The organism is Caballeronia sp. KNU42 (genome assembly GCF_053760385.1).
Genome location: NZ_CM132388.1, coordinates 1303195 through 1325376, shown reverse-complemented (window position 1 = coordinate 1325376; position 22182 = coordinate 1303195). Strand labels below are relative to the sequence as shown.

Below are 22182 nucleotides of genomic sequence, written 5' to 3'. Positions count from 1 at the left end.
TGTATAAGACGGGGGCTACATCGCAGCGTTTGTCCATGACCTGAACCCGGATCATGGCAATTCCCACTCGAAGCGGCCGCGCAGATGCAGTCGTTCACCCGCCAGATCGCGTACTTCGAAGTCGCGTCCCGTCGCCGATGAAGCCGCGGTCCACAACGTGGTTTCGGCGGGTAAAAGAATGGGTGACTTGAACTCACCCTGCACACTGGCGGCGCCGAGTTGCTTCGACGGTTGCAGCGCGGCGAGCGTGCGACCGAGCGTCCACATGCCATGCGCGATGGCGCGCGGAAAGCCGAACGCTTTCGCCGAAAGAGCGTGCAGATGAATAGGGTTGAAATCGCCGGACGCCTTTGCATAGTCGCGGCCGAGTTGTGCAGGAAGCTGCCAGCGTGCTTCACGGACCAGCGCGGGCGGGGTGGTGTCGGCCTGAAGCACTGAAGCCTGACCTTGACCCGCGACACTCCGCTTCAGATACACGCTGTCCGCATCCCACACCGCCTCGCCACCGCGATAGATGCGCGTATGCAGCGTGAACGCCTGGCCCTTGTCGTGGGCCACCAGCGCGCCGCTTTCGACTTCAATGCGCAATGCTTGTCCCGCGTGCAGCGTGCGCCGCAACTGCACGCTGTTCGATACGTGCACGAGCCCCATCGCGGGCCATGGGAACGCCGGATCGGTGAGCAGCATCAGGTGCAGCGGGAACGCCATCACGTGGGGGAAGGTGACAGGCACGCCTTGCTCGGGAATGAAACCGCATACGCGCGCATAGCGGCCGATCTGTTCGGGATCGAGCACCACGCTTGGACGCACGAGGCGCAGCGGCGGTAGTTCGGTGACCCCCTCCGGGCGCTTGAAAATGCCCTGCAGCGCTCGGCCATAGAGTTTCACGGGCGGCGGCAGGGCCTCAAGGATCACCGTGCGCATGCGCGAGGAACCTGACGGCGAACCCGACGGAAGCAGCATGCCCATGGTTATGCTCCGATCAGGCTTTGTCCGCACACGCGCACCACGTTGCCGGTGATGCCGGCGCTACCGGGACTGGCAAGCCACGCGATTGTCTCTGCAACGTCCACGGGCGTGCCGCCCTGGCTCATCGAATTCATGCGCCGTCCGGCTTCGCGAAGTCCCAGCGGAATGCGGGCGGTCATCTGCGTTTCGATGAACCCGGGCGCCACCGCGTTGATCGTGATGCCGCGTGTACGCAGCGGCTCCGCCATGCTTTGCACGCGGCCGATCACGCCGGCCTTCGAGGTCGCGTAGTTGGTCTGGCCAAGATTACCGGCGATGCCGCTGATCGACGACACCCCTATGATCCTGCCTCCTGCATGCAGCACATTCTGGTCGAGCAGCAAGTCGTCTATGCGCTCCTGCGCCGAGAGGTTGACATCGATCACGCTGTCCCACGCGGCCTCCGTCATCTTCGCGATGGTCTTGTCGCGCGTGATGCCGGCGTTGTGCACGACGATATCGACACCACCCAGGGCCAAGAGCGCGGCCGCGATCGTAGCGGGCGCGTCGGGCGCGGCGATATCCGCGACGAGCGCCGTGTGCGCTCCTTGCGACGGCCACGCATCTTCCAGCGCGAGCATGGTCTGGTCGAGCGCGTCCTGTGCTTGCTGCACATCCAGCCCGATCACGTGTGCGCCGCGATCCGCCAGCACCTGCGCGATGGCTGCGCCAATGCCGCGTGCCGCGCCCGTGACGAGCGCACGTTTGCCCGCGAGCGGCTGGTTCCAGTCGACGGGCGGCGTGACCGGGGTGGCGTCAATACGTACTACTTGTCCCGATACATACGCCGAGCGCGGCGAGAGCAGAAAACGCAGCGTCCCTTCAAAATCCGCACCCGGTTCCACCTGAACCAGATTCGCGGAAATGCCACCACGCGCTTCCTTGCCAAGCGAACGCGTCATGCCTTCCAGCGCCCGTTGCGCGGTCCACGCACGCGGTGACGCACACGATTGAGGCGGCAACCCAAGCACGACGATACGGCCGCTCTTCGCCACTGACCGGATGGCATCGTGGAAGAAGGCGTAAAGCGCATGCAGTTGCGTGCTGTCGGAGATACCCGTGGCATCGAAGATCAGCGCCTGTACCCGGTCGTTCGGCGGCGCGCCCGGCGCACGCGGTTCGAAGCGTCCGCTCATGGCCCCGTGTTGCGCTGCGACGGACAACCAGCCGAGCGCACTTTCGTGGGCCACGCTCGTCATGCCGAGGGTAGTCAGCAGCGTGATCAGCGGCTCGAACAGTGTGGGCGACGGCCCCGCTCCGATCGCTGCTATACCGCCGAATTCCGCGCGCCCTTGCGCATGCCGGCGCAATACTTCCGGCTGAGGCAAGCCGATGGAACGCGCGACCCTCGCGCCGAAAGGGGAATTGACGAAGTCGAGATAGCGATCTTTCATGCCTGCCTGAAAACGGTTTAGCGAACGGTTTAGCGCTTATGTGAAGCGTCACGCATGGATTTCCTCGGGCTCGTTCGCCAAGGCTTCCTGGCGTTTCTTCAATGCATCGAGCATACCGAAATCCGCGCCGAAGTCATCGACCTTGACGACTTCCACGCCGTAACGCGCGTAGTCGGAGAGTATCTGACGTTCGGCCGTATCGATCAAACCGCGCGTTTCGCAGGCCGCGGCCCAGGCGTCGAGTTCGGGCAGGCTTTGCGGCATCGGCGGGATTTGCCTGGTCTTGACCGCGTCGCGCAACTTGCTCTCGATCTCGGCGTAACGCGGACTCAGCGCGAACATCAACTCGCCGTAACCGAGCGGATCGATATGCACGGTTGGTGCGTACGAGTCCGCAATCAATCGTTCGCGGGCGTCACCGGGCGTTGTCATCAACTCGGCGATGGCCGTCCCCAAGCGATCCCCCGGCACGCGATGCGGCATTCCGAACGGAAACGCCAACGCGCGTACGAAGCCTGCCGCGAACGGTTTCGGATAATTGGAGAGTACGCCTTCGAAGGCCGTTTGCGCTTGATGCAGCGCATCTTCGACACCCCAGCGTACGAGCGGCAGATCGGCTTCGGGGCGGCCATCGTCTTCAAAACGCTTGAGCGTGGCCGAGATCAGGTAGAGCTGCGAGAGGATATCGCCGAGTCTTGCCGACAGGCGTTCGCGTCGCTTAAGTTCCCCTCCGAGCGCGAACATGGAAACATCGGCGAGCAGCGCGAATGCCGTGGCGAAGCGCGTGGCCGCGCGATAGCAGGGCACAAGACGCGTGTCGGCACGGGTGGGCTTGGGGATCAGCGCGCTGCCGCCCAGCGCGAACACGAAGCTGCGCACCATATTCGATGCAGTGAAATTCGCGTGACCGAAGAAAGCGCTGTCGAAATCACGCAGGCCTTTGGCGCGGTCGGCATCGCGGGTAGCCATCATTTCTTTCAGCACATACGGATGACAGCGGATGGCGCCCTGACCAAAGATGATCAGGCTGCGCGTGAGGATGTTCGCGCCTTCCACCGTGATCGAGATGGGCACCTGCTGGTAAGCGCGCGCTAGAAAATTCGACGGCCCCATGCAGATGCCCTTGCCCGCGACAATGTCCATGCCGTCGTTGATCACTTTGCGCGCGCGTTCGGTGATGTGATATTTCGCGATCGCGGAAATCACCGACGGCTTCTCGCCAAGATCAACGGCTTGCGCCGACAAACGCCGTGCCGCATCCATCACATACAGGTTGCCGCCCATGCGCCCGAGCGCTTCCTGCACGCCTTCGAACTTGCCGATGGCGGTGCGGAACTGCCGCCGCACGGCCGAATACGCACCGGTGCCGCGCACGGCCAGCTTCGCCATGCCCACGTTCGACGATGGCAACGAAATGGCGCGTCCCGCTGCGAGACATTCCATCAGCATGCGCCAGCCGTTGCCGACCTGTGCGCGTCCGCCGATCACCCAGTCGAGCGGGATAAACACATCCTTGCCCCAGTTCGGACCGTTCTGGAACACCGCGTTCAGCGGCCAGTGACGGCGGCCGATATTCACGCCGGGATGCGTGGTCGGGATCAACGCGCAAGTGATGCCCGCTTCGTCATCGGCGCCTAGCAGATGGTCGGGATCGAGCGCGCGAAACGCAAGGCCGAGCACGGTCGCGATCGGCCCGAGCGTGATGTAGCGCTTGTCCCACGTCACGCGAAAGCCGAGCGTGTCGCGGCCCTCATGCAAGCCCTTGCACACGATGCCTACGTCGGGAATGGCCGCCGCATCCGATCCGGCGTAGGGACTGGTCAGCGCGAAGCAGGGGATTTCATCGCCACGAGCGAGGCGCGGCAGATAGTAATTCTTCTGCGCTTCGGTGCCGTAGTGCATCAGCAATTCGGCGGGGCCGAGCGAGTTGGGCACCATCACCGACACCGCCGCGGCAGAGCAGCGCGTGGCGAGTTTCATGATGACTTGCGAATGCGCATAGGCGGAGAATTGCTTGCCGCCGTACTGCTTCGGAATGATCATACCGAGGAAGCCCTTCGACTTGATGAACTCCCACGTTTGCGGCGACAGGTCTTGCCACACCGCCGTTGTTTCCCAGTCGTTCGCGAGGTCGCAAAGCTGCGTGCATTCCGTGTCGATAAACGCGCGCTCTTCGGCCGTGAGCACCGGTGCGCCGAGTGCGAGCAGCGTGTCCCATTTCGGACGGCCTGAGAACAACTCGGCGTCCCACCAGACCGTGCCGGCTTCGATCGCATCGCGTTCGGTCGGAGACATCTCCGGCAGGATCTTGCGGAACAGGTCGAAGACGGGCTTGGTCAGCAGCGCACGGCGCAGTGGCTTGATGGCAAGCACGAGCGCGGGCAGCACGAAGACGATCGCAAGCAGCGCCGTGACGACCGGTCCGGTCATCCCCGCGAACCATCCTATGGCCACCCATATCACCGTCCACGCGAGCCACGCAACGGCGGGCGCTTGCATATACAGCAAGGCGCCGCTCACGATAAACAGTGCGACCACGAAGCTGGCTGTCATGACGACCTCTCCTGATGTTGTTCGATAGTGTGCGCTGGAACGGCATGGAGGCGGTGTGCATCGGCAGCTTAATGTTCAGCACATTACATACCCGGCGCGTGCGTTCTCAATTCAGGCAATGGCATGTTGGGACGCGCTGTCGTGCGCCAACTGATCTGCGCTCTCAGGATCCGCCGCCAAGCTCGCTGCGCTGTTCGAAGCCGGTTCGCGCCCGGCGAACATGGAGGCGAATGGGCAAGCGCCGCTTGGGCGAGACAGGGGCGCTTTGAGCGCGGCCACCATGACGAGTGCTAGACGGCCGATCAATTGCGAGTCCTCCAGACGCCGGCCCTGCGTGAAATCGGCGATGAGGCTATTGGTATCGGCCCCGGCGAGGATGCCGCTCAACGAGCCGATGCAAAAGTGCAGCCGCCAGCCCAGTTCTTCGCGAGGCAAATGCGGCAGCACAGTTTGAAACGCGCAGAAGAAACGCTCGGCGACATCCGCATAAATTCCGCGCAGGAAGTTGCGAATGAACGGTGATGGATCGGTGTAAGCGCGGCCGAGGAGGCGCAGCAACGCAGGGCCGCTTTTCTCGAGGCAGCGGGATTGCTCGAGCGCCGGAATGAACATCGCGCCGAGGATGTGCTCGCACGTGAGTTGCGAACCGAGCGTTGACTCGAAGCGCTCAAGTAAGGCGAGGCGGTTCTGGTTGAGACCGTCGAGGCGACGGGTGAGCATCGCGTGGATCAGCGCGTCCTTGCCGCCGAAGTGATAGTTCACGGCGGCCAGATTGGCATCGGCGCGAGCGGTGATGAGCCGCATCGACATGCCTTCGTAACCGGCGTCGATGAAGAGCGCTTCGGCGGCGTCGAGGAGGCGGGTCTTGGTATCGCCGGACGCGCGGGATGATGTGCGGCCGGATGCGATGGAGGTGGAACGGGTGGGCACTGGCGTCTCCGGGACCGCTGCGGAACCTTTGCAGCGGTCCACATTCTGGGAATGGTCGATGGTCGAGTAAAGCCTTTAATTAAAACGGGCGTTCTAATCAAGATAAAAAGCTTTGGCGATATCGACAAGCCATTTTATGGAGTGTGTTCTCTAAAAAGAGAACGATCGTGCGGGATGATAAGGCGGACAAATGAGAATCGGGAATAAAAAATGGGGACGCGAGTGCGCCCCCATTGACTAAAAATGCGTAAGGCTAACTCGTCACGCCGACATGCTTCGCGGACTCGGTCATGTCGATGCCACGGCGTTCGCGGCTAAAGAAAATAAGCCCCGCGATCACCACGGCGACCGTGCCGCCGACGAGCGCCATGGCGAGTCCGTAGTTATTGCCGTTCTTGATGGCGATGGACGCTTGCATGGTCGCATTGACCGATGCCAGCAAATTCCCCAACTGATAAATAAGTCCGGGAAACGTGGCGCGGATCTCATCGGGTGAAATCTCATTCAAGTGAACCGGGATAACGCCCCAGGCGCCCTGAACGGATATCTGCATCAGGAACGCACCGGCGGCCAGCGCAACCGGGCCAGTCGAAAATGCCCAAAGCGGCAATACCGGCAACGCGATCAAGGCGGCAATAAAAATGGCCCAGCGCCGCCCGATTTTCTCCGACATGGACCCGAAGAACAGCCCACCGCAAATCGCCCCGATATTCAGGACAATGGTAATGAGCGCAACCGTGTGGGGATCGAAGTGATGCTGTTCGCGCAGGAAGGTCGGATAAAGATCCTGGGTGCCGTGCGAGAAAAAGTTAAACGCGGTCATCAGGACAATGGCATAGATGGACAACTGCCAATTCTGCTTGAGCGTCTTCAGTAAGCCGGGCCGTGGCCGCTTCTCCATGGCCTTCCACGCCGGCGATTCAGGCACGTGTGCACGCACATATAAAACCAGCAGCGCAGGCGCCACGCCGATAAAGAACATCCCGCGCCAGCCAACATATTGATACAAGAGACCGAACACGATGGAAGCCAGCAGGTACCCGCTCGGATAACCCGCTTGCAAAAGGCCTGAAACAAAACCGCGCGCCTTGGTCGGCACGGTTTCCATGGTCAGGGCCGAGCCCACGCCCCATTCACCGCCCATTGCAATGCCGAACAGCGAGCGCAATACGAGCAGCGTGAAGAGATTCGGTGAGAAACCCGACAGCATTTCCAGCAGCGAATAGATGGCGATATTGACCATCAGCGTCGGCCTCCGGCCGAACTTGTCGGCGAGACGGCCGAAGATCAGCGCTCCAATAGGGCGCATCGCCAGCGTCAGGGTAATACCTAATGCGACCTCCGGGATCTTCGTATTGAATTCCGCGGCGATATCTTTCAATACGAAAACCATTAGAAAGAAATCGAAGGCATCGAGTGTCCAGCCTAAATAGGCCGCAATCGTCACGTTTCTTTGTTCTCGCGTCCAGCTCATTGCCGTAATCTCCCCATTCGCGTAATTGATTAATCATGACGACGTGACCGCGCCTTCTGCCTGAAGCTTTCTCTGCGCCGCGCCGGATAAGGCGCTCGGCCGCTGTCGGCAGGGTGGAGTGTACGCCGCTGTTTAATTGGATGCTCGCCGTGATCCGCCAAACTGGTATTAACCCCGGTATGGTTTGATGTTTTCTGTGCAATGCATCGATCGGATAGCTTTCGAATAAATCGATGAATTAAAGAAAATGTAAGTTGATTGAATTATTTTTGTATTAAATGAAATTGAGGAAGCGGGGTTGGCGGACTTCACTCGAGGGCAAGACATTGGTTCACCTCCGGACAAGTGTGCGCACTGGACAAAATTGATACTGGCCTCATTCAAACAAGACCAGCCGAGCCCCCCATGTCCGCTCCTTCTCGTGCCCGATGGCCCTATGTCTTTATCTCGGCTTTCCTCGGCACCGCAATCGAACAGTACGATTTCCTGCTCTACGGCACGGCTTCCGCGCTCGTATTCAACAAGATTTTTTTCCCGAATCTCGATCCGCTGGCGGGCACCATCGCGGCGCTGGGCACCTACGCGGCGGGGTACTTCGCACGCGGCGCCGGGGCGCTGATCTGCGGGCACTTTGGCGACAGGATCGGACGCAAGACGTTGTTGCTGACGACCCTTCTTGTCATGGGCGTAGCCTCCACGCTGGTCGGTTGTCTGCCGACGTATGCGGCCATCGGACTCTGGGCGCCGATTCTCCTCACCACGCTGCGGGTACTGCAGGGGTTCGCCATCGGCGGTGAACAGAGCGGGGCAATCGTGCTCGGGGTCGAAAGCGCGCCCGCGAATCGCCGCGGTCTCTATGGAAGCTGGAGCAATTCAGGAAGCTATGGCGGCGCGCTGCTCTCTACCGGAGCGCTTCTGTTGACATCGTTGTTGCCTGAGCATGATTTCCTGTCGTGGGGATGGCGTGTACCGTTTCTCTTCAGCGCCGTGCTGGTTGTCATTGGTCTCGCGGGACGCGCCCGATTGCCCGAGACACGCGAGTTCAGGCAGTTGCAGGCGACCGAGTCTGTCGCGCGGTTTCCGTTGCGTGACCTGCTGCGCGACAAGCGCCGTGAGGTCGCGATCGTCTTCATGGCAAGGCTTGGCGAGATCACCTGGTCAGTATTTGTGCTGTTGTTCTCGGTCGCTTACGTGACGGTGCAGCTCAAGTTGCCAAGGTCGGTGGTCCTGGGCGCGATCATGGCCGGCGCCGCCTTGGCGGTATTCACCGTGCCGTTGTTCGCGGCGCTCTCGGATCGTATCGGGCGCAAACCCCTCTACCTGTTCGGCTTGATCGTGTGCGCGGTGTATGTATGGCCGTACTTCAGCCTCTTGAACACGCGTGATCCGAAGCTCATCACGCTTGCTATCGTGGTTGCGCTAGGCTTTGTGCATCCGCTGATGTATGGACCCCAGGGAGGTTTCTTTGCCGACATGTTCGACGTCCGGGTGAGGTTCTCGGGTGTTTCCATTGGCGCTATCGGTGCGGTGGTCGGCGGCGGCATCAACCCGGTTATCTGTTCGTCGCTGCTTGCACATCGCGCGGGAGATCCCTCGGGGGTTGCGCTGTACATCACGATCAGTGCGTTGATCGCCGCGTGTTTTGTTGCGTTGGCTCCGCGCGGTGCAGTGGCGCGGCACGCGTTGCCCGCCGGTACGCCGGCGAGTACGGAAACAGCCGGCGATGTGGCAGCGGTTTCGCATTCAAGGCAGTCGTGAGTGCGCGTGATTGCCGATATTAATTTTTCAATGGAGAGTGTGATGAGTGAAGACAATCACCACGACCTGAGCCAGAAAATCACGGCTCAGATGGACGAAAAGCTGGAGCAGGGCGCATGGGACAGCCGGCAGAAAATCGCGCTCGCGTGCCGGATGCTCGCCCATGAGGGACACTCCGAAACGCTGGCGGGTCAGATCACCGTGCGGCAGACAGACGGGTCGTTCCTGACGACGGCCATGGCCATCGGCTTCGACGAAATCACGCGCAGCAACGTGATTCGTATCAACGATGCGATGCAGGTGATCGAGGGAAAAGGCATGGCGAATCCGGCGATCCGTTTTCATCTCTGGATTTACCGGCAGCGGCCCGACGTGAATTGCATCGTGCATACGCATCCGCCGTATATCAATGCGCTGTCGATGACCGGCACGCCGCTTGCGGTCGCGCACATGGACGCCACGCCATTCTTCGACGACTGCGCGTTCTTGCGGGAATGGCCGGGCTTGCCGATCGGCGATAGCGAAGGAGAAATCATTTCAGCGGCGCTGGGGTCCAGGCGCACGATCCTGCTGGCGAACCACGGCTTCCTCGCGGCGACCCGGTCGCTCGAGGAGTCCGCGTACCTGTCAATGCTGATCGAGCGGGCGGCGCGAAGCCAGATTCTCGCGCAGTCGGTGGGGGAGATTCAGCGCATCGACGCTGAGCGGGCGCGCGAGTCGCATGATTTCCTGCTGCTGCCGAGTATTGTCAAGGCGAGCTTTGCGTTATTCGGCCGGCGCGTGATCAAGCGCGAGCCGGAGGTGTTGTTCTGAGCCCGGTGCGCTGACTAGCCCGACTCACACGGCATCGGTATTAGCGCGTTTTGCGTGTTCATTTTGTTCGCGACATAATGGCCGCGACTGCATTGCCGCGCAGAGGATCAAGCTTGACGATCAGGCGGCCTTCAGTCTTTCCAGTGACGTCCCACGAGGGGCTGCCATGCGCACTATCGCCCGATTCGACCTGCCGTATGCTCCTGCACTGCGAGAAATGCCCGCGCGGGGAGCGGACGAATTGAAGCGCTCGCTGGATGACATCGTGACACCCGGCGACATTCAACCAACGGCGGACGCATCGGTACACGCATCGGCGGGCGCGCTGCGTGCGTGCCGTCTGACGGGCGGCGGTGTGCTCGCGACCGTGCGGCTCGGACGTCAGGAGGTTCGCCACGAGAGTAGTCACCTTCGTGAGCTGACGGGTGACGACGTCATCGTACTGGTCGCGCTGGACGGCAAGGGCACGGTGACGCAACAGGGTCGCGTGCTGCCTTTCAGCAAAGGCGACATCACGTTTCGCCGTGCGCGGGTGCCATCGGTTGCACGAATCGACGAACCCGCCAGCCTTGTCATGCTGCGTTTGCCGATCACGCGTTTCCTCGGTCATTCGGCTTCGCGTCATACGTCATTTACACCGTACCGCGCGGATGCCGCCTCGGGTATTGTCGGCACGATTCATCGGTTCATCGAGTCGGTCCTGCCTGCCTTCGAACACATGAGTCCCGCGACGGTGGCGGCTTCCGAAGAGTCGCTGGTGGCGCTGATAGCGGCTTCGTATCTCGAGGCAGGGGATCGTACTCATGCAGGGTTCGGTGAGGACACGGCAGCTTGTTTCAATCCACTGCGCTGGTCGCAACTCACGGCATACATTGCCGCGAACCTGCGTGATCCGGAGCTGGATGTCGCGTCGTGTGCGAGCGCGCTTGGCGTCTCGAAGCGTTACATCCACATGATCTTTGAAGGCATGGACCTGCAATACGGAAGCTATGTATTGCAGGAACGCCTCGCGCGCAGCCGTGACGATCTGGCTAGCCCGACCTGGGCGTCGCTATCGATAGAAAGGATAGCTTACCGAAATGGCTTTAACGATGCCGCCCATTTCAGCCGGCGTTTTCGCGCGGCTTTCGGAATGTCGCCGCGGGACTTCCGGCATGGCGATGGTGGGGCCTTAGCGCGTTCGATGAGCTAGTGCGCGCCATTCGATACGTTTTTCACGCCGACGCGATTAATCAACGGGTTTGCTAACTCCACTCCGTATCCGCATTCTCGTCAGGCTCGTGCAAGGTCAACCCCGCCAGGGGCAGCGGCAACGCCGTCTTATACCGGACTTGCTTGAGCGCGAAGCTTGAACGTATGTTCGAGATGCCGGGGATCTTCGTCAGCCGTTCAATGATGAAGCGCTGCAGCGACTGGATGTCCGGCATCATCACGCGCAGGAGATAATCGGCGTCGCCGGTCATCAGGTAACACTCCATGACCTCGGGCCGCTCGCCGATCGCTTCTTCGAAACGCCGCAGCGCGTCTTCATCCTGTTTCGTCAGGCTGACATGAATGAACACATTGATCCGCAAGCCCAGCGGTTCCGGGTTCAGCAGCGTGACCTGCTGTTTGAACAGTCCCAGCTTTTCGAGCGCTCGCACGCGGTTAAAACAAGGCGTCTGCGACAGGTTTACCGCCCGCGCCAGTTCCGAATTGGTGATGCGCGCATTCTGCTGCAACTGGTTCAGGATGCCGATGTCGATACGGTCCAGGCGCTTAGGCAATGTGGTCATAGCTCGAATATTCTGGAGAAGTGGGCGTACACGGAATAAATACACTATCCCGGAGCCCGATTAAAAGCAAATGAGAGGCACATTCTGCGGCGAAATAGTTAAGCTGTATTCATAAGCAGCGCTATTCCCCCATTGAACGCGGAGCCGTGCCATGACTGATTTATCCAGCGGAAGCGACCAGATTCTGTCGATATCGCGAGGTCGCGAAGACAGCGATCCCGAGGAAACTGCCGAATGGCTGGAGGCGCTCAACGCAGTCACGGAACACGTCGGCCGGGACCGCGCGCAATACCTCTATGACCGCCTCGCGGAGCACGCGCTGTCGTTGGGTATTGAGTCATCGCGGGCGCGGGTTACGCCTTATATCAACACCATTCCCGTGGCCGAGCAGCCGCGTTATCCGGGCAACCTGGAGATAGAGGAAAAGCTCGCTGCCGCGTTGCGCTGGAATGCGCTTGCCATGGTCGTGCGTGCCAACAAGGCTTACGGCGAACTGGGCGGCCATATTGCGAGCTATGCGTCCGCGGCCGATCTCTTCGAAGTGGGTTTCAACCATTTCTTCCGCGCGGCAGCGCCGGACGCAGGCGAAGGTACGGGCGGCGATCTCGTGTATTTCCAGCCGCATTCATCGCCGGGTGTGTATGCCCGCGCGTTCCTCGAAGGCTTTCTCAGCGAAGAGCACTTGCAGCACTATCGTCAGGAGATCGCGGGACCGGGGCTGTGTTCGTATCCGCATCCGTGGCTCATGCCAGACTTCTGGCAGTTCCCCACGGGCTCGATGGGCATCGGTCCGATCAACTCGATCTACCAGGCGCGCTTCATGCGCTACCTGCAAAACCGCGGCCTCGCAAAAACGCAGGACCGCAAGGTGTGGGGCTTCTTCGGCGACGGCGAAATGGACGAGCCGGAGTCGATCGGCGCGTTGTCCCTGGCTGCGCGCGAACAGCTCGACAACCTGGTGTTCGTGATCAACTGCAACCTGCAGCGGCTCGACGGTCCGGTGCGCAGCAACGGCCGCATTATCGATGAACTCGAAGCGCAGTTCATCGGCGCGGGCTGGAACGTGATCAAGGTCTTGTGGGGTTCGGATTGGGACGCGCTCTTTGCACGCGACCAGACGAATGCGTTGCTGCGCGCATTCGCGCACACGGTCGACGGCCAGTTCCAGACCTTCTCGGCGAACGATGGCGGTTATAACCGCGAGCGTTTCTTCGGCCAGAATCCCGAGCTCGCCGCTCTGGCTTCGCATCTCAGCGATGAAGATATAAACAGCTTGCGCCGCGGTGGTCACGATGTGCGCAAACTCCACGCGGCTTATGCGAAGGCGCTGGGTCATCGGGGTCAGCCGACGGTGATCCTTGCCAAGACGATGAAGGGCTTCGGCATGGGCACGTCGGGCCAGGGCAGGATGACCACGCACCAGCAAAAGAAACTTGGCTTCGACGACCTCAAGGCGTTTCGCGATCGCTTTCGCCTGCCGTTGTCGGACGCGGATGTCGAAGCGGTCAAGTTCTACAAACCTGCGGAAGACAGTCCGGAGATGCAGTACCTGCACGCACGACGCGCAGGCCTTGGAGGCTATCTGCCCAGAAGGCGGAGAGCGGCGTCGAAGGGGCTGATCGTCCCTCCGATGACAAGCTGGGGCCAGTTTGCAATTGATGCTGCAGGCAAGGAGATGTCCACCACCATGGCGATCGTGCGCATGTTCGGCACGCTCATGAAAGACGCAACGCTCGGTCCGCGCGTGGTGCCGGTGGTGGCCGACGAGGCGCGTACGTTCGGCATGGCGAACATGTTCCGGCAAGTCGGCATCTATTCTCCGCTCGGGCAGTTGTACGAACCGGAGGATCTTGGCTCCATGCTGTATTACCGCGAGGACACCAAGGGGCAGATTCTCGAAGAGGGCATTTCGGAAGCGGGCGCGATGTCGTCATGGATCGCCGCTGCGACGTCGTACAGCGTGCACGACTTGCCCATGCTGCCGTTCTACATCTATTACTCGATGTTCGGCTTCCAGCGCATTGGCGACATCATCTGGGCGGCGGCGGACCAGCGCGCCCGCGGCTTCCTGATCGGCGCGACCGCGGGCAAGACGACGCTTGGCGGCGAAGGGCTGCAGCATCAGGATGGCAGCAGCCATCTGGTGGCATCGACGATACCGAACTGCCGTGCGTACGATCCCGCGTTTGCGTATGAGGTCGCGGCTATCGTCGATGAAGGCATGCGCGAGATGGTCGAGCGCCAGCGTGACGTGTTCTATTACGTCACGGTGATGAACGAGAATTACGCGCAGCCATCGGTGCCCGGCGGCGATCTCGAGACATTGCGCGAGGGCATTCTCAAAGGCATGTATCCGCTTGCCACGGAACCGGATACGGCGGCGCAGGTGCAGTTGCTCGGCGCCGGCGCGATTCTCGGCGAGGTCATCGCGGCTCAGCGGATGTTGCGCGACGAGTGGGGCATTGAAGCGGCGGTATGGAGCGTGACGAGCTTCACTGAGTTGCAGCGCGACGGCATGGCGTCTGAACGGCTTGCACGGCTCGGCGAGACGGTGCCCGCGCCGTATGTAAGCACAATGCTTGCTGCATCGCGCGGCCCGGTGATCGCGGCAACGGACTATGTTCGTGCGGTGCCCGAACTGATCCGCGCGTATGTGCCGCGTCGCTATGTGACGCTTGGCACGGATGGCTTCGGTCGCAGCGACACCCGTCAGGCATTGCGCGAGTTCTTTGAAGTGGATCGCGCATCCATTGTGATCGCTGCGCTGAAAGCGCTGGCCGATGACGGTGAGATCGATATGGCAATCGTACGCAAAGCGTCGCAACAGTATGGCAAGGTGGCGTCGGAGTCGGGCGCGCCCTGGCAGAGATAATGGCGTTAAAACGGCGGCTTGTTAGCCGCCGTTTTCATTTCAGTATTTCGTTTAACGGCCGGACGCCGGGGGAGCAATCGGGCATCGACCGTCGTGTTCTTGACGTGGGTCGCTGCGATGAGAGTGTGGGTTGGAGAGTTCGCTTGCCCGGCGCCGGCACGAGCCTGCAGGCACTGGTATTCTGACGGTTGACATTGCGATACATGCTTGGCGAATACCGCAAGCCGGTATGCACCGCTGAATACCTCAAAGACAACGTCCATGAACGAGCTAACCCTGCTGACCGAAGCCGATGACCGCGCCCGGCGCTATACCGAGTCCATCCCGGAACGCCGCGTGTTCCCCGATCAAGCGGCGCTTCAGGCGCTTGCCGCATTCAACGAGCCGCTGCCGGCACGCGGGTATGCGCCAGAAGACGTGCTGCGGATGCTGGACGATATCGGTTCGCCTGGCACGGTGGTATCGAACGGGCCAAATTACTTCGGCTTCGTGATCGGCGCTGCATTACCTGCCGCTGCCGCCGCAGAACGGCTGATGCTGGCATGGGACCAATGCGCATCGTCGTTCGACAACTCCCCGGTTGCGGCCACGCTTGAACGCGTTGCGGCGGGCTGGGTGCTGGAGGTGCTGGATTTACCACGCGAAAGCGCCGTGGGGTTCGGAACCAGCGCGACGGCGTGCACGCTCAGTTGCCTTGCCGCAGCGCGTCGCGTGCTGCTTGCACGCAAGGGCTGGGACTTCGACAACGACGGCCTGACAGGTTCTCCCGAGGTCAGGGTCGTGGTGTCCGAGCTTGTGCATATCACCGTGAAAAAAGCGCTCCGTTTGCTTGGTTTCGGCATGAACAGGATAGTGTTCGCGCCGGTCAATCAACATGGGCAGGTGGACCCGGAACGTTTGCCGCCGCTCGATGACATGACCATCCTGTGTTTGCAGGCGGGTGAGGTCAACACGGGCGAATTCGATCCGTTCGACGAACTCATTCCCCGGGCCAACGCCGCCGGCGCCTGGGTTCATGTTGACGCTGCGTTCGGCATGTGGGCACGTGCGTCCTCCCACGCGGAATTGACGAAAGGGATCGAAGGCGCCGATAGCTGGACGACCGATGCCCATAAATGGCTGAACACACCCTACGACTGCGCGATGGCAATCTGCCGCGATAGCGAAGCGCTCGCCGCGGCCATGAACAGCGATGCGGTCTATTTAAGCGGGGCGAGAGACGCCCAGAAAAACCTGACGCTCGAGTTCTCGCGAAGGGCTCGCGGCATACCGGTGTGGGCCGCGTTGCGCTCGTTAGGGCGTGAAGGCGTGGCCTCGATGGTGAACAAGCATTGTGCGCTGGCGCGCCGCATTGCGCAGGGTCTTGAGCAAGCGGGATTCGACATACTGAACCGCGTCACGCTCAACCAGATCCTCGTTCGGGCGCATACCGATGAACTCACGGTCGCCGCCCGTGAAGCCGTTCAGGCATCCGGCGAGGCCTGGTTTGGTGCGACCGTCTGGCAGGGGCGGCCGGCATTCCGGATCAGCGTGTCGTCCTGGCGGACAACCGAACATGAAGCGGACGCGCTCGTTCAATTGTTGACGGGGATTGCTAAGTCACACTAACCAAGGCGGCAGTCATCGCACTATCCGGCGCGATTTGCCCAGGCTAGCGGTGACGTTTGAGCAGCGCACGAAGGTTGATCACGAGGCTCGCCAATACGGCCAGCGCGCCCAATGTTTCGAGTAACGGCGAGAGCATCGCGACAGATCTCCCAGAGAGCCGAGCCGATTACATGCTTCCGACTCAACGCTTAAATCAAATGCCGTAACAGCAATTGAAGACCGAGCGCCAGCATGCAGATAAAGAACCATCGGCGGAAGGTCGCGGGGCTGATATGGCCACGTATGTGTTGGCCGATCCACATGCCGCACAGGGCAGGGAAGACGGCGAGCAGCGAGCTCGTGAGATCGGCTGTTGTGAACGCGCTTGCTCGGGCAAGCCCGATTGCCAAGGCCACGGTCGATACGGTAAATGATAGTCCGAGGGCCTGGACGAGATCTTCTTTTTTTAGATCAAGCGCTTGAAGATACGGGACCGCCGGTATGACGAAAACACCTGTTCCTCCCGTGACCAGACCCGTCACCACGCCAATGACGGGCGACAGGCGCGGCTCATGCCGTGCCGGTACGCGCAAGCGCCAGGACAGCAGTCCGGAGGCCGCGTAAAGCGTCAGTGCGGCGCCAAGCCCGGTGACAGCCCACCCGCCGCCGCTGCCGGCAATGAACGAAGCCGCAACCACGGTACCGATCACGATTCCCGCCATCATCAACCACAGGCGCCTGACAAGCACACCCAGGCGGGGGCCTGCAAGAAGCTGCCACACGTTGGTGATGAACGACGGCAGGATCAGCAGGCAGGCCGCCTCGGCGGGCAGCATGAGCGTTCCGAGCACACCCATTGCCACGGTCGGCAGGCCCATGCCTGTGACGCCCTTTACGGTGCCGGCCATCAGGAAGGTCAGCGCAATGGCAGCGACGCGCGCGGTGTCAGCAGAGGTCATTGAAGGTTCGCAGGAAAATGATCTGCCTTCATTCTCCCCAGATTCGCAACGGCCACAATGCGGAAGATCTGTACTGTGCCTTAGGGTATAACTAAGGCTGACCAACCAAGTTTGCCCGGCCATGCGCTTCGACCTGATAGACCTGCGGCTATTCCTGTCCATCCTCGAAACAGGCAGCATCACGCATGGCGCGGCTCAGGCGAACATGTCCTTGCCGTCCGCCAGCGCCCGTTTGCGCGGCATGGAGGAGGCGCTGGGGCTGCCGCTGCTGGAGCGAGGCCGCCGTGGCGTCGAGTCCACGCCGGCAGGGGAGACGCTGGCGCACCACGCGCGCCTGGTCCTCGGTCAGATCGCACGAATGCAGGGTGAGTTGGGGGAGCACTCGGAGGCTCGCAGAACGCGTGTGCGGGTGTGGGCGAATACCGCGGCCGTGACGGAATTCCTGCCTCGTCCCCTGGGCGGATTTCTTCGGAACAATCCCGGCGTGCACATCGATTTGAAGGAGCGCCAGAGTTCCGAGACGGTCAAGGCAGTCCTTAACGGTTCCGCGGAGATAGGCATTGTTTCCGATGCGGTCGAGCACGGGATGCTGCAGACGTTTCCATTCGCCACCGACAAGCTGGTCCTGATCGCCGGGCGCGATTCCGCGCTCAGCGGGCGTCGTCGTGTCGCGCTAAGAGACGTGGTCGAGGAAGATTTCATCGGGTTGAGCGCCGGGAGTGCACTGCAGGAGTATCTGGGCGAGCAGGCGCTGTTTGCCGGGCAGCCTTTCTACTTTCGCGCGCGGGTGCGGACCTTCGACAACATCTGCAGCATGGTCGAGCAAGGGGCCGGACTGGGGATCGTGCCGGCGACGGCCGCCAGGCGGTATCGTGGGACGCCTGGGGTGCACACGGTGGAGTTGACCGACCGATGGGCCACGCGCGAACTCCTGATCTGCGTGCGCAATCTGGAGGCGTTGCAACGGCCGGAGCGCGCGCTGGTCGAGGCGCTTGTAACGGCGCCTGATGCATGAACGTCAGCAGCTCAGATCGAAATATCCCTTCGCAAGGCATACCCCGTTCACCAGGATTTCGACATCGTGCCGCCCGGCGTAATGGACGCGCGTAGTGAAGTCACGGATGTCCTGCGTGCGTTCTATCGCTACCTTTTGCCCGCCGTCGAGTGTGAACTCCTTGAGCTTGAATACCTTCGCGGCCGTCACGCCCGACTTCTTCACGTAATGCATCCTGTAGTCGATCACAAGCCGCTGGCTTTCCGGAGACCTGGACGCAAGGTCGAACGACAACGTCACACGCTCGCCCAATGCAACCTGGCGTGGCGTCACCGCGAACTTGCTGAGCTTCACGTCAGGCACGCCGCCCGCGCCGATCACGGCCAACGCCCGGCCGTTGCCGGCCTTGATCAGGGAGCGCAGCGCGCGTTTTGCGATCCAGGCCGTGTGAGCGTTTTCGATCGGCCACGTCGCCAGCCGGTCGAGCACCCACTCGGGATGCGATTTGGTCACATCGTTCAGATGATTGGCGACCGACTTGCGGACATAAAGGCTCGAGTCCGAGCGCAGGTTCTCCAGGATCGGCGCAGCCAGCGAAGGATCGATCAGGATTGCGTCGAGACGGAAAGACCATGGCAAGCGCGGACGGCTGCCTTCACTCGCGAGGCGCCGCACGTCCTCGCTGGCATCGCGTGACCAGACTTTCATGATGGCCAGCGCTCGCTTCAGGTCCTTGCGCAGGAATTCGCGCACCGCGAACTCGGATGAACCCAGGGCCGTGAAAGACTTGAGCGCGTCCATCGATTCGTCGAAGTCGTCCAGGCCGTATTGCCCGACGTAGTCGGGAAGGACCAGCGTGGCGAAGCCCTTCTCGATACGCTGTGCCAGCGCACGAAGAACCTCGAGCGCTTGGGCGTAGTTGGCAGGCAGCGTTGCATGGAGCGCCTGGGTCATGCGGCGCAGGCGCTGCATCAGCGTCAGGTCGTCGAGCCCGGCTAGCGAGATCTTGAGGAAGCGCCGGGTGTCGAATGGGGGATAAACCGCTTTGACGTCGAGCGCCATGTCGCGGAATCGGCGCTCGTTGAAAATCTCTTTCAGTGCAGTGTTTTCGGTGTCCGGCATCGTTATCGTTTTCTTGTTGGAATTGGCATGGAGCTGCAGGCGGCTGGTGATGGGGGTGCCTCTCGCAACGCCGGAAAGGGAGTGTATCTGCTGCCTCTGTCAGATCTTGTCAGGAGCAGCGTTTCAAGGGCCGGTTCACCAGCAATTCAAATCCTGTCGAGCCATTTCCCAAGCTTAAGTATCCGCTGATGCCGCCGTTAACAAGAGGCCGGCCTGTCAGGTTTCAACGCTGTCTTAGTCCACTCGATTAGATCACTCGACGACCATCCTGCAATAGCATTTTCGACCCGCGCCCTATGACTCTCCTGCTCCGTTCGTGCTGCCGCGAACGAGTCCGGTGGATGGGTGCTGCATAGATATTTATTGTTTGACGCGCTAAGACAAGTTGAAGGGCCATATCGAATTCAACGTTACGAAGAGTCGTCAAAATATGCTTAAAAAAGCGAGTGTTTCTACCGGCCTGCTGCTCGTCCTGGTCGTGTTCTGTCTTTTCCAGGTCGTAACGGAAGGGCTTGGTTTCTGGTCGCTTACCGCCACTCACGACGATGTCGGCAACCTGTCGAACATCGCGCTCAAGCAAGTCAACGAGGTCAATGAAACCACCCAGCGCCTGATGGACGCGCGCATCAACCTGTCGCGCGCAGGCACGCGCATGGCGCGTGGCGGCACGGAACCGGCCGACATCGTCCAGCATGCGCGCGAGCAGTTGGCGCAAGCTGACAAGTCATTTGCAGCCTTCGTCAACGCGCCAAAAACCGGCGATGAAAACACGGCGCGCACGGCTGCGTTGCAGGAAAAATTCCAGGCGTATCACGGTGCGCTGAGTGAACTGACCCAGTACCTCGACGCCAACAATCTCCAGGCGTTCCTCGATCAGCCAACTCAAGGCTTCCAGGACCGCTATCTCGCCGAGCAACAAAACTTCGCCCGCTTCGGCGACGCCGCGAGCCAGTCGTACCTGAATTCCATCGATGCCCGGCTTGGCCTTTTCCGCGGCGTTGGCCTGGCGATTTTCGTGCTGCTCGTGGCGGGCGTCGCGTTCGTACACGTCGCGTTGCGCCGCGCCGTGGTCGCCCCGCTCGAGGAAGCCGGCCGACACTTCGAACGGATTGCCGAGGGCAAGCTCGACGAGCACATTGCCGATCGCGGCACCAACGAAATTGGCCGCTTGTTCGCCGGTCTCGCGTCGATGCAGGCAAGCGTCGCGCACACGGTGAAGACCGTGCGCGAGTCGTCGGACTCGATCAATCTGGGCGCCGATGAAATCGCCACCGGTAACGCGGACCTGTCGGCTCGCACGGAGAACCAGGCCGCGTCGCTGGAAGAGACTGCATCGAGCATGGAGGAGCTGACCGCAACAGTGCGCCAGAACGCCGAGCATGCCCGCGATGCGAACAGCCTTGCAGGCGACGCGCTGACGGCGACATCACGCGGCACGGGCGTGGTCGATCAGGTGGTCGAGAAGATGACCAGCATCGCGAGGAGCTCGGACAAGATTGCGCAGATCATCTCGGTGATCGACGGCATTGCGTTCCAGACCAACATTCTTGCGTTGAACGCGGCCGTCGAGGCGGCGCGCGCGGGTGAGCAGGGTCGTGGATTCGCGGTCGTGGCGAGCGAGGTGCGCGGCCTTGCGCAACGCAGCGCGCAATCGGCGAAGGAGATCAAGGAGCTGATCGGCGAATCGGTCTCGCAGGTGAACGATGGTTCGGCGCTCGCGGGCCGTGCGGGTGAGTCGATGCGCGAGGTATCGACGTCAATCTCGCGCCTCACGCAGATGATGGCGGAAATCAGCGCCTCGTCGCTCGAGCAAAGCACGGGCATCGAACAGGTCAATCAGGCGGTCGTGCAGATGGATGAAATGACGCAACAGAACGCGGCGCTGGTGGAGCAGGCGGCGTCGGCGGCGGCTTCGCTGCACGAGCAGACGCGCCACCTGAAGGCTGCGGTATCCGTGTTCAAGATCCCGGACGAGGCAAGGGTGACGCGGTACTGAGGACTGAAGCGGGTACGCTGACATCCTGGGCACTCAGCCGGGTCATTGCCCGGCGGTTTCGCTCGCGGGGCGATCGAACGAGTCCTTGAAGGCTTTCCGGCCGAGGTTGAAGCCCATCCGCGCGATCATGATGCCGATGACCGCAGCGGCCAGACGATCCGATATCGCGAGCCCCGCCATGCTGCCCAGAATCCCCACTGCGGCGATCAGCGCCGAGATGGCGTCCGAGCGCGCGTGCCAGGCGCTCGCCACGAGAATGCTGGAGCGGGTCCGTTTCGCCACGGACATGATGTAGCGAAACAGCGCTTCCTTGGCGACGATCACGAACACCGCCACGACCAGTGCACTTGCGTGAACGCCTGAAGCAGTAGCCTCGCCGGCCACGTGCCCGAGACTGCTCCACAGCGTCTCCATTCCCGTCGCGATCAGCAGAAAGGAGATCAGCAGCGACCCGATGGTTTCGTATCGATCGCATTGCTCTCTGGCGCTTCGGTGCACCGCGGTAGCGCTCAGGCGCAAGACCGCGAGCACCATTCCGTCCGCGGCCAGGTCCGCCAGCGTATGCACGCCGTCGGCGAGCAATCCGTCCGAGTAAGCCAGCCAGCCGATCACAATCTGCATCGTCATCAAGGCCGCGTTCAGCAGCACGCTTACCTTGGCCGCCTTGAAGGCGGCATCCTGCTTCTCGCGGCCGTGCTCGGACGTCGACGACATCGTGGAGGGGATTATTAGTGTGGGTACAGCACCGTAACCCCCCTACGTGGCGAAGATATGACAAGGGGCCGTGCGAGGGAGCGGGCCAGGCAGTCGCGAGAACCGCTCCGGCGCTTACAACGCCGGCCCGGACGAACGTTCAGCAGCGATGAGCAGGGCGTCATCGCGGTTTATCCGCTCCAGGAGATTCGGCTATTTCCTCAAGTGCTATCCGCTCTTGCCGTAAAGTCCTA

16 protein-coding genes are annotated in these 22182 nt (G+C 61.4%); 7 read left to right on the top strand and 9 right to left on the bottom strand.

Annotated features, from left to right (window positions below; genetic code table 11):
• Nucleotides 1-51: 51 nt before the first annotated feature.
• The 5 genes from ACSOSP_RS05785 to ACSOSP_RS05765 form a co-directional block, all read right to left on the bottom strand.
• Nucleotides 52-969, bottom strand: coding sequence for a MaoC family dehydratase (locus ACSOSP_RS05785; RefSeq protein ID WP_455310037.1), 918 nt, complete (start codon nucleotides 967-969; stop codon nucleotides 52-54).
• 2 nt (nucleotides 970-971) lie between these two features.
• Complete coding sequence (locus tag ACSOSP_RS05780; protein WP_455310036.1) at nucleotides 972-2402, bottom strand: 3-oxoacyl-ACP reductase; 1431 nt, start codon at nucleotides 2400-2402, stop codon at nucleotides 972-974.
• 48 nt (nucleotides 2403-2450) lie between these two features.
• Complete coding sequence (locus ACSOSP_RS05775) at nucleotides 2451-4955, bottom strand: acyl-CoA dehydrogenase (RefSeq protein WP_455310035.1); 2505 nt, start codon at nucleotides 4953-4955, stop codon at nucleotides 2451-2453.
• Nucleotides 4956-5066: 111 nt separating this feature from the next.
• Nucleotides 5067-5885: a TetR/AcrR family transcriptional regulator gene (locus ACSOSP_RS05770; protein ID WP_455310034.1), complete on the bottom strand. Its 819-nt coding sequence runs from the start codon at nucleotides 5883-5885 to the stop codon at nucleotides 5067-5069.
• A 253-nt stretch (nucleotides 5886-6138) separates the two neighbouring features.
• The gene (locus ACSOSP_RS05765; RefSeq protein WP_455310033.1) at nucleotides 6139-7359 is read right to left on the bottom strand and encodes an MFS transporter; all 1221 of its coding nucleotides are present in this window, start codon (nucleotides 7357-7359) and stop codon (nucleotides 6139-6141) included.
• A 405-nt stretch (nucleotides 7360-7764) separates the two neighbouring features.
• Between ACSOSP_RS05765 and ACSOSP_RS05760 the strand changes: the two genes are divergently transcribed.
• From ACSOSP_RS05760 to ACSOSP_RS05750, 3 genes are all read left to right on the top strand, one after another.
• The gene (locus ACSOSP_RS05760; RefSeq protein WP_455310032.1) at nucleotides 7765-9117 is read left to right on the top strand and encodes an MFS transporter; all 1353 of its coding nucleotides are present in this window, start codon (nucleotides 7765-7767) and stop codon (nucleotides 9115-9117) included.
• Nucleotides 9118-9159: 42 nt separating this feature from the next.
• Nucleotides 9160-9930, top strand: coding sequence for an aldolase (locus tag ACSOSP_RS05755; protein WP_455310031.1), 771 nt, complete (start codon nucleotides 9160-9162; stop codon nucleotides 9928-9930).
• 166 nt (nucleotides 9931-10096) lie between these two features.
• On the top strand, nucleotides 10097-11122 hold the full coding sequence (locus ACSOSP_RS05750; protein ID WP_455310030.1) for a helix-turn-helix domain-containing protein: 1026 nt from the start codon (nucleotides 10097-10099) through the stop codon (nucleotides 11120-11122).
• A gap of 52 nt (nucleotides 11123-11174) precedes the next feature.
• Here ACSOSP_RS05750 and ACSOSP_RS05745 read toward each other — a convergent pair whose 3' ends face one another.
• A complete protein-coding gene (locus ACSOSP_RS05745) occupies nucleotides 11175-11705 on the bottom strand; it encodes an Lrp/AsnC family transcriptional regulator (RefSeq protein WP_455310029.1) in 531 nt (176 codons plus the stop codon).
• A gap of 151 nt (nucleotides 11706-11856) precedes the next feature.
• On the opposite strand from ACSOSP_RS05745, the gene mdeB reads away from it, so the two are divergent.
• Together mdeB and ACSOSP_RS05735 are read left to right on the top strand one after the other, a co-directional pair.
• Nucleotides 11857-14577, top strand: coding sequence for an alpha-ketoglutarate dehydrogenase (mdeB, locus tag ACSOSP_RS05740; RefSeq protein ID WP_455310028.1), 2721 nt, complete (start codon nucleotides 11857-11859; stop codon nucleotides 14575-14577).
• 261 nt (nucleotides 14578-14838) lie between these two features.
• Nucleotides 14839-16185: a pyridoxal phosphate-dependent decarboxylase family protein gene (locus ACSOSP_RS05735; RefSeq protein ID WP_455310027.1), complete on the top strand. Its 1347-nt coding sequence runs from the start codon at nucleotides 14839-14841 to the stop codon at nucleotides 16183-16185.
• 188 nt (nucleotides 16186-16373) lie between these two features.
• Here the strand turns inward: ACSOSP_RS05735 and ACSOSP_RS05730 are convergent, their stop codons facing one another.
• Nucleotides 16374-17123: a sulfite exporter TauE/SafE family protein gene (locus ACSOSP_RS05730; protein ID WP_455310026.1), complete on the bottom strand. Its 750-nt coding sequence runs from the start codon at nucleotides 17121-17123 to the stop codon at nucleotides 16374-16376.
• Nucleotides 17124-17244: 121 nt separating this feature from the next.
• On the opposite strand from ACSOSP_RS05730, the gene ACSOSP_RS05725 reads away from it, so the two are divergent.
• Nucleotides 17245-18138, top strand: coding sequence for a LysR family transcriptional regulator (locus ACSOSP_RS05725; RefSeq protein ID WP_455310025.1), 894 nt, complete (start codon nucleotides 17245-17247; stop codon nucleotides 18136-18138).
• Between the two features lie 3 nt (nucleotides 18139-18141).
• On the opposite strand, the gene ACSOSP_RS05720 is transcribed toward ACSOSP_RS05725, so the two are convergent.
• Nucleotides 18142-19239, bottom strand: coding sequence for a DNA alkylation repair protein (locus ACSOSP_RS05720; RefSeq protein WP_455310024.1), 1098 nt, complete (start codon nucleotides 19237-19239; stop codon nucleotides 18142-18144).
• 430 nt (nucleotides 19240-19669) lie between these two features.
• On the opposite strand from ACSOSP_RS05720, the gene ACSOSP_RS05715 reads away from it, so the two are divergent.
• Nucleotides 19670-21235: a methyl-accepting chemotaxis protein gene (locus ACSOSP_RS05715; protein WP_455310023.1), complete on the top strand. Its 1566-nt coding sequence runs from the start codon at nucleotides 19670-19672 to the stop codon at nucleotides 21233-21235.
• Between the two features lie 42 nt (nucleotides 21236-21277).
• Here ACSOSP_RS05715 and ACSOSP_RS05710 read toward each other — a convergent pair whose 3' ends face one another.
• A complete protein-coding gene (locus ACSOSP_RS05710) occupies nucleotides 21278-21949 on the bottom strand; it encodes a cation diffusion facilitator family transporter (RefSeq protein ID WP_455310022.1) in 672 nt (223 codons plus the stop codon).
• Between the last annotated feature and the right edge of the window lie 233 nt (nucleotides 21950-22182).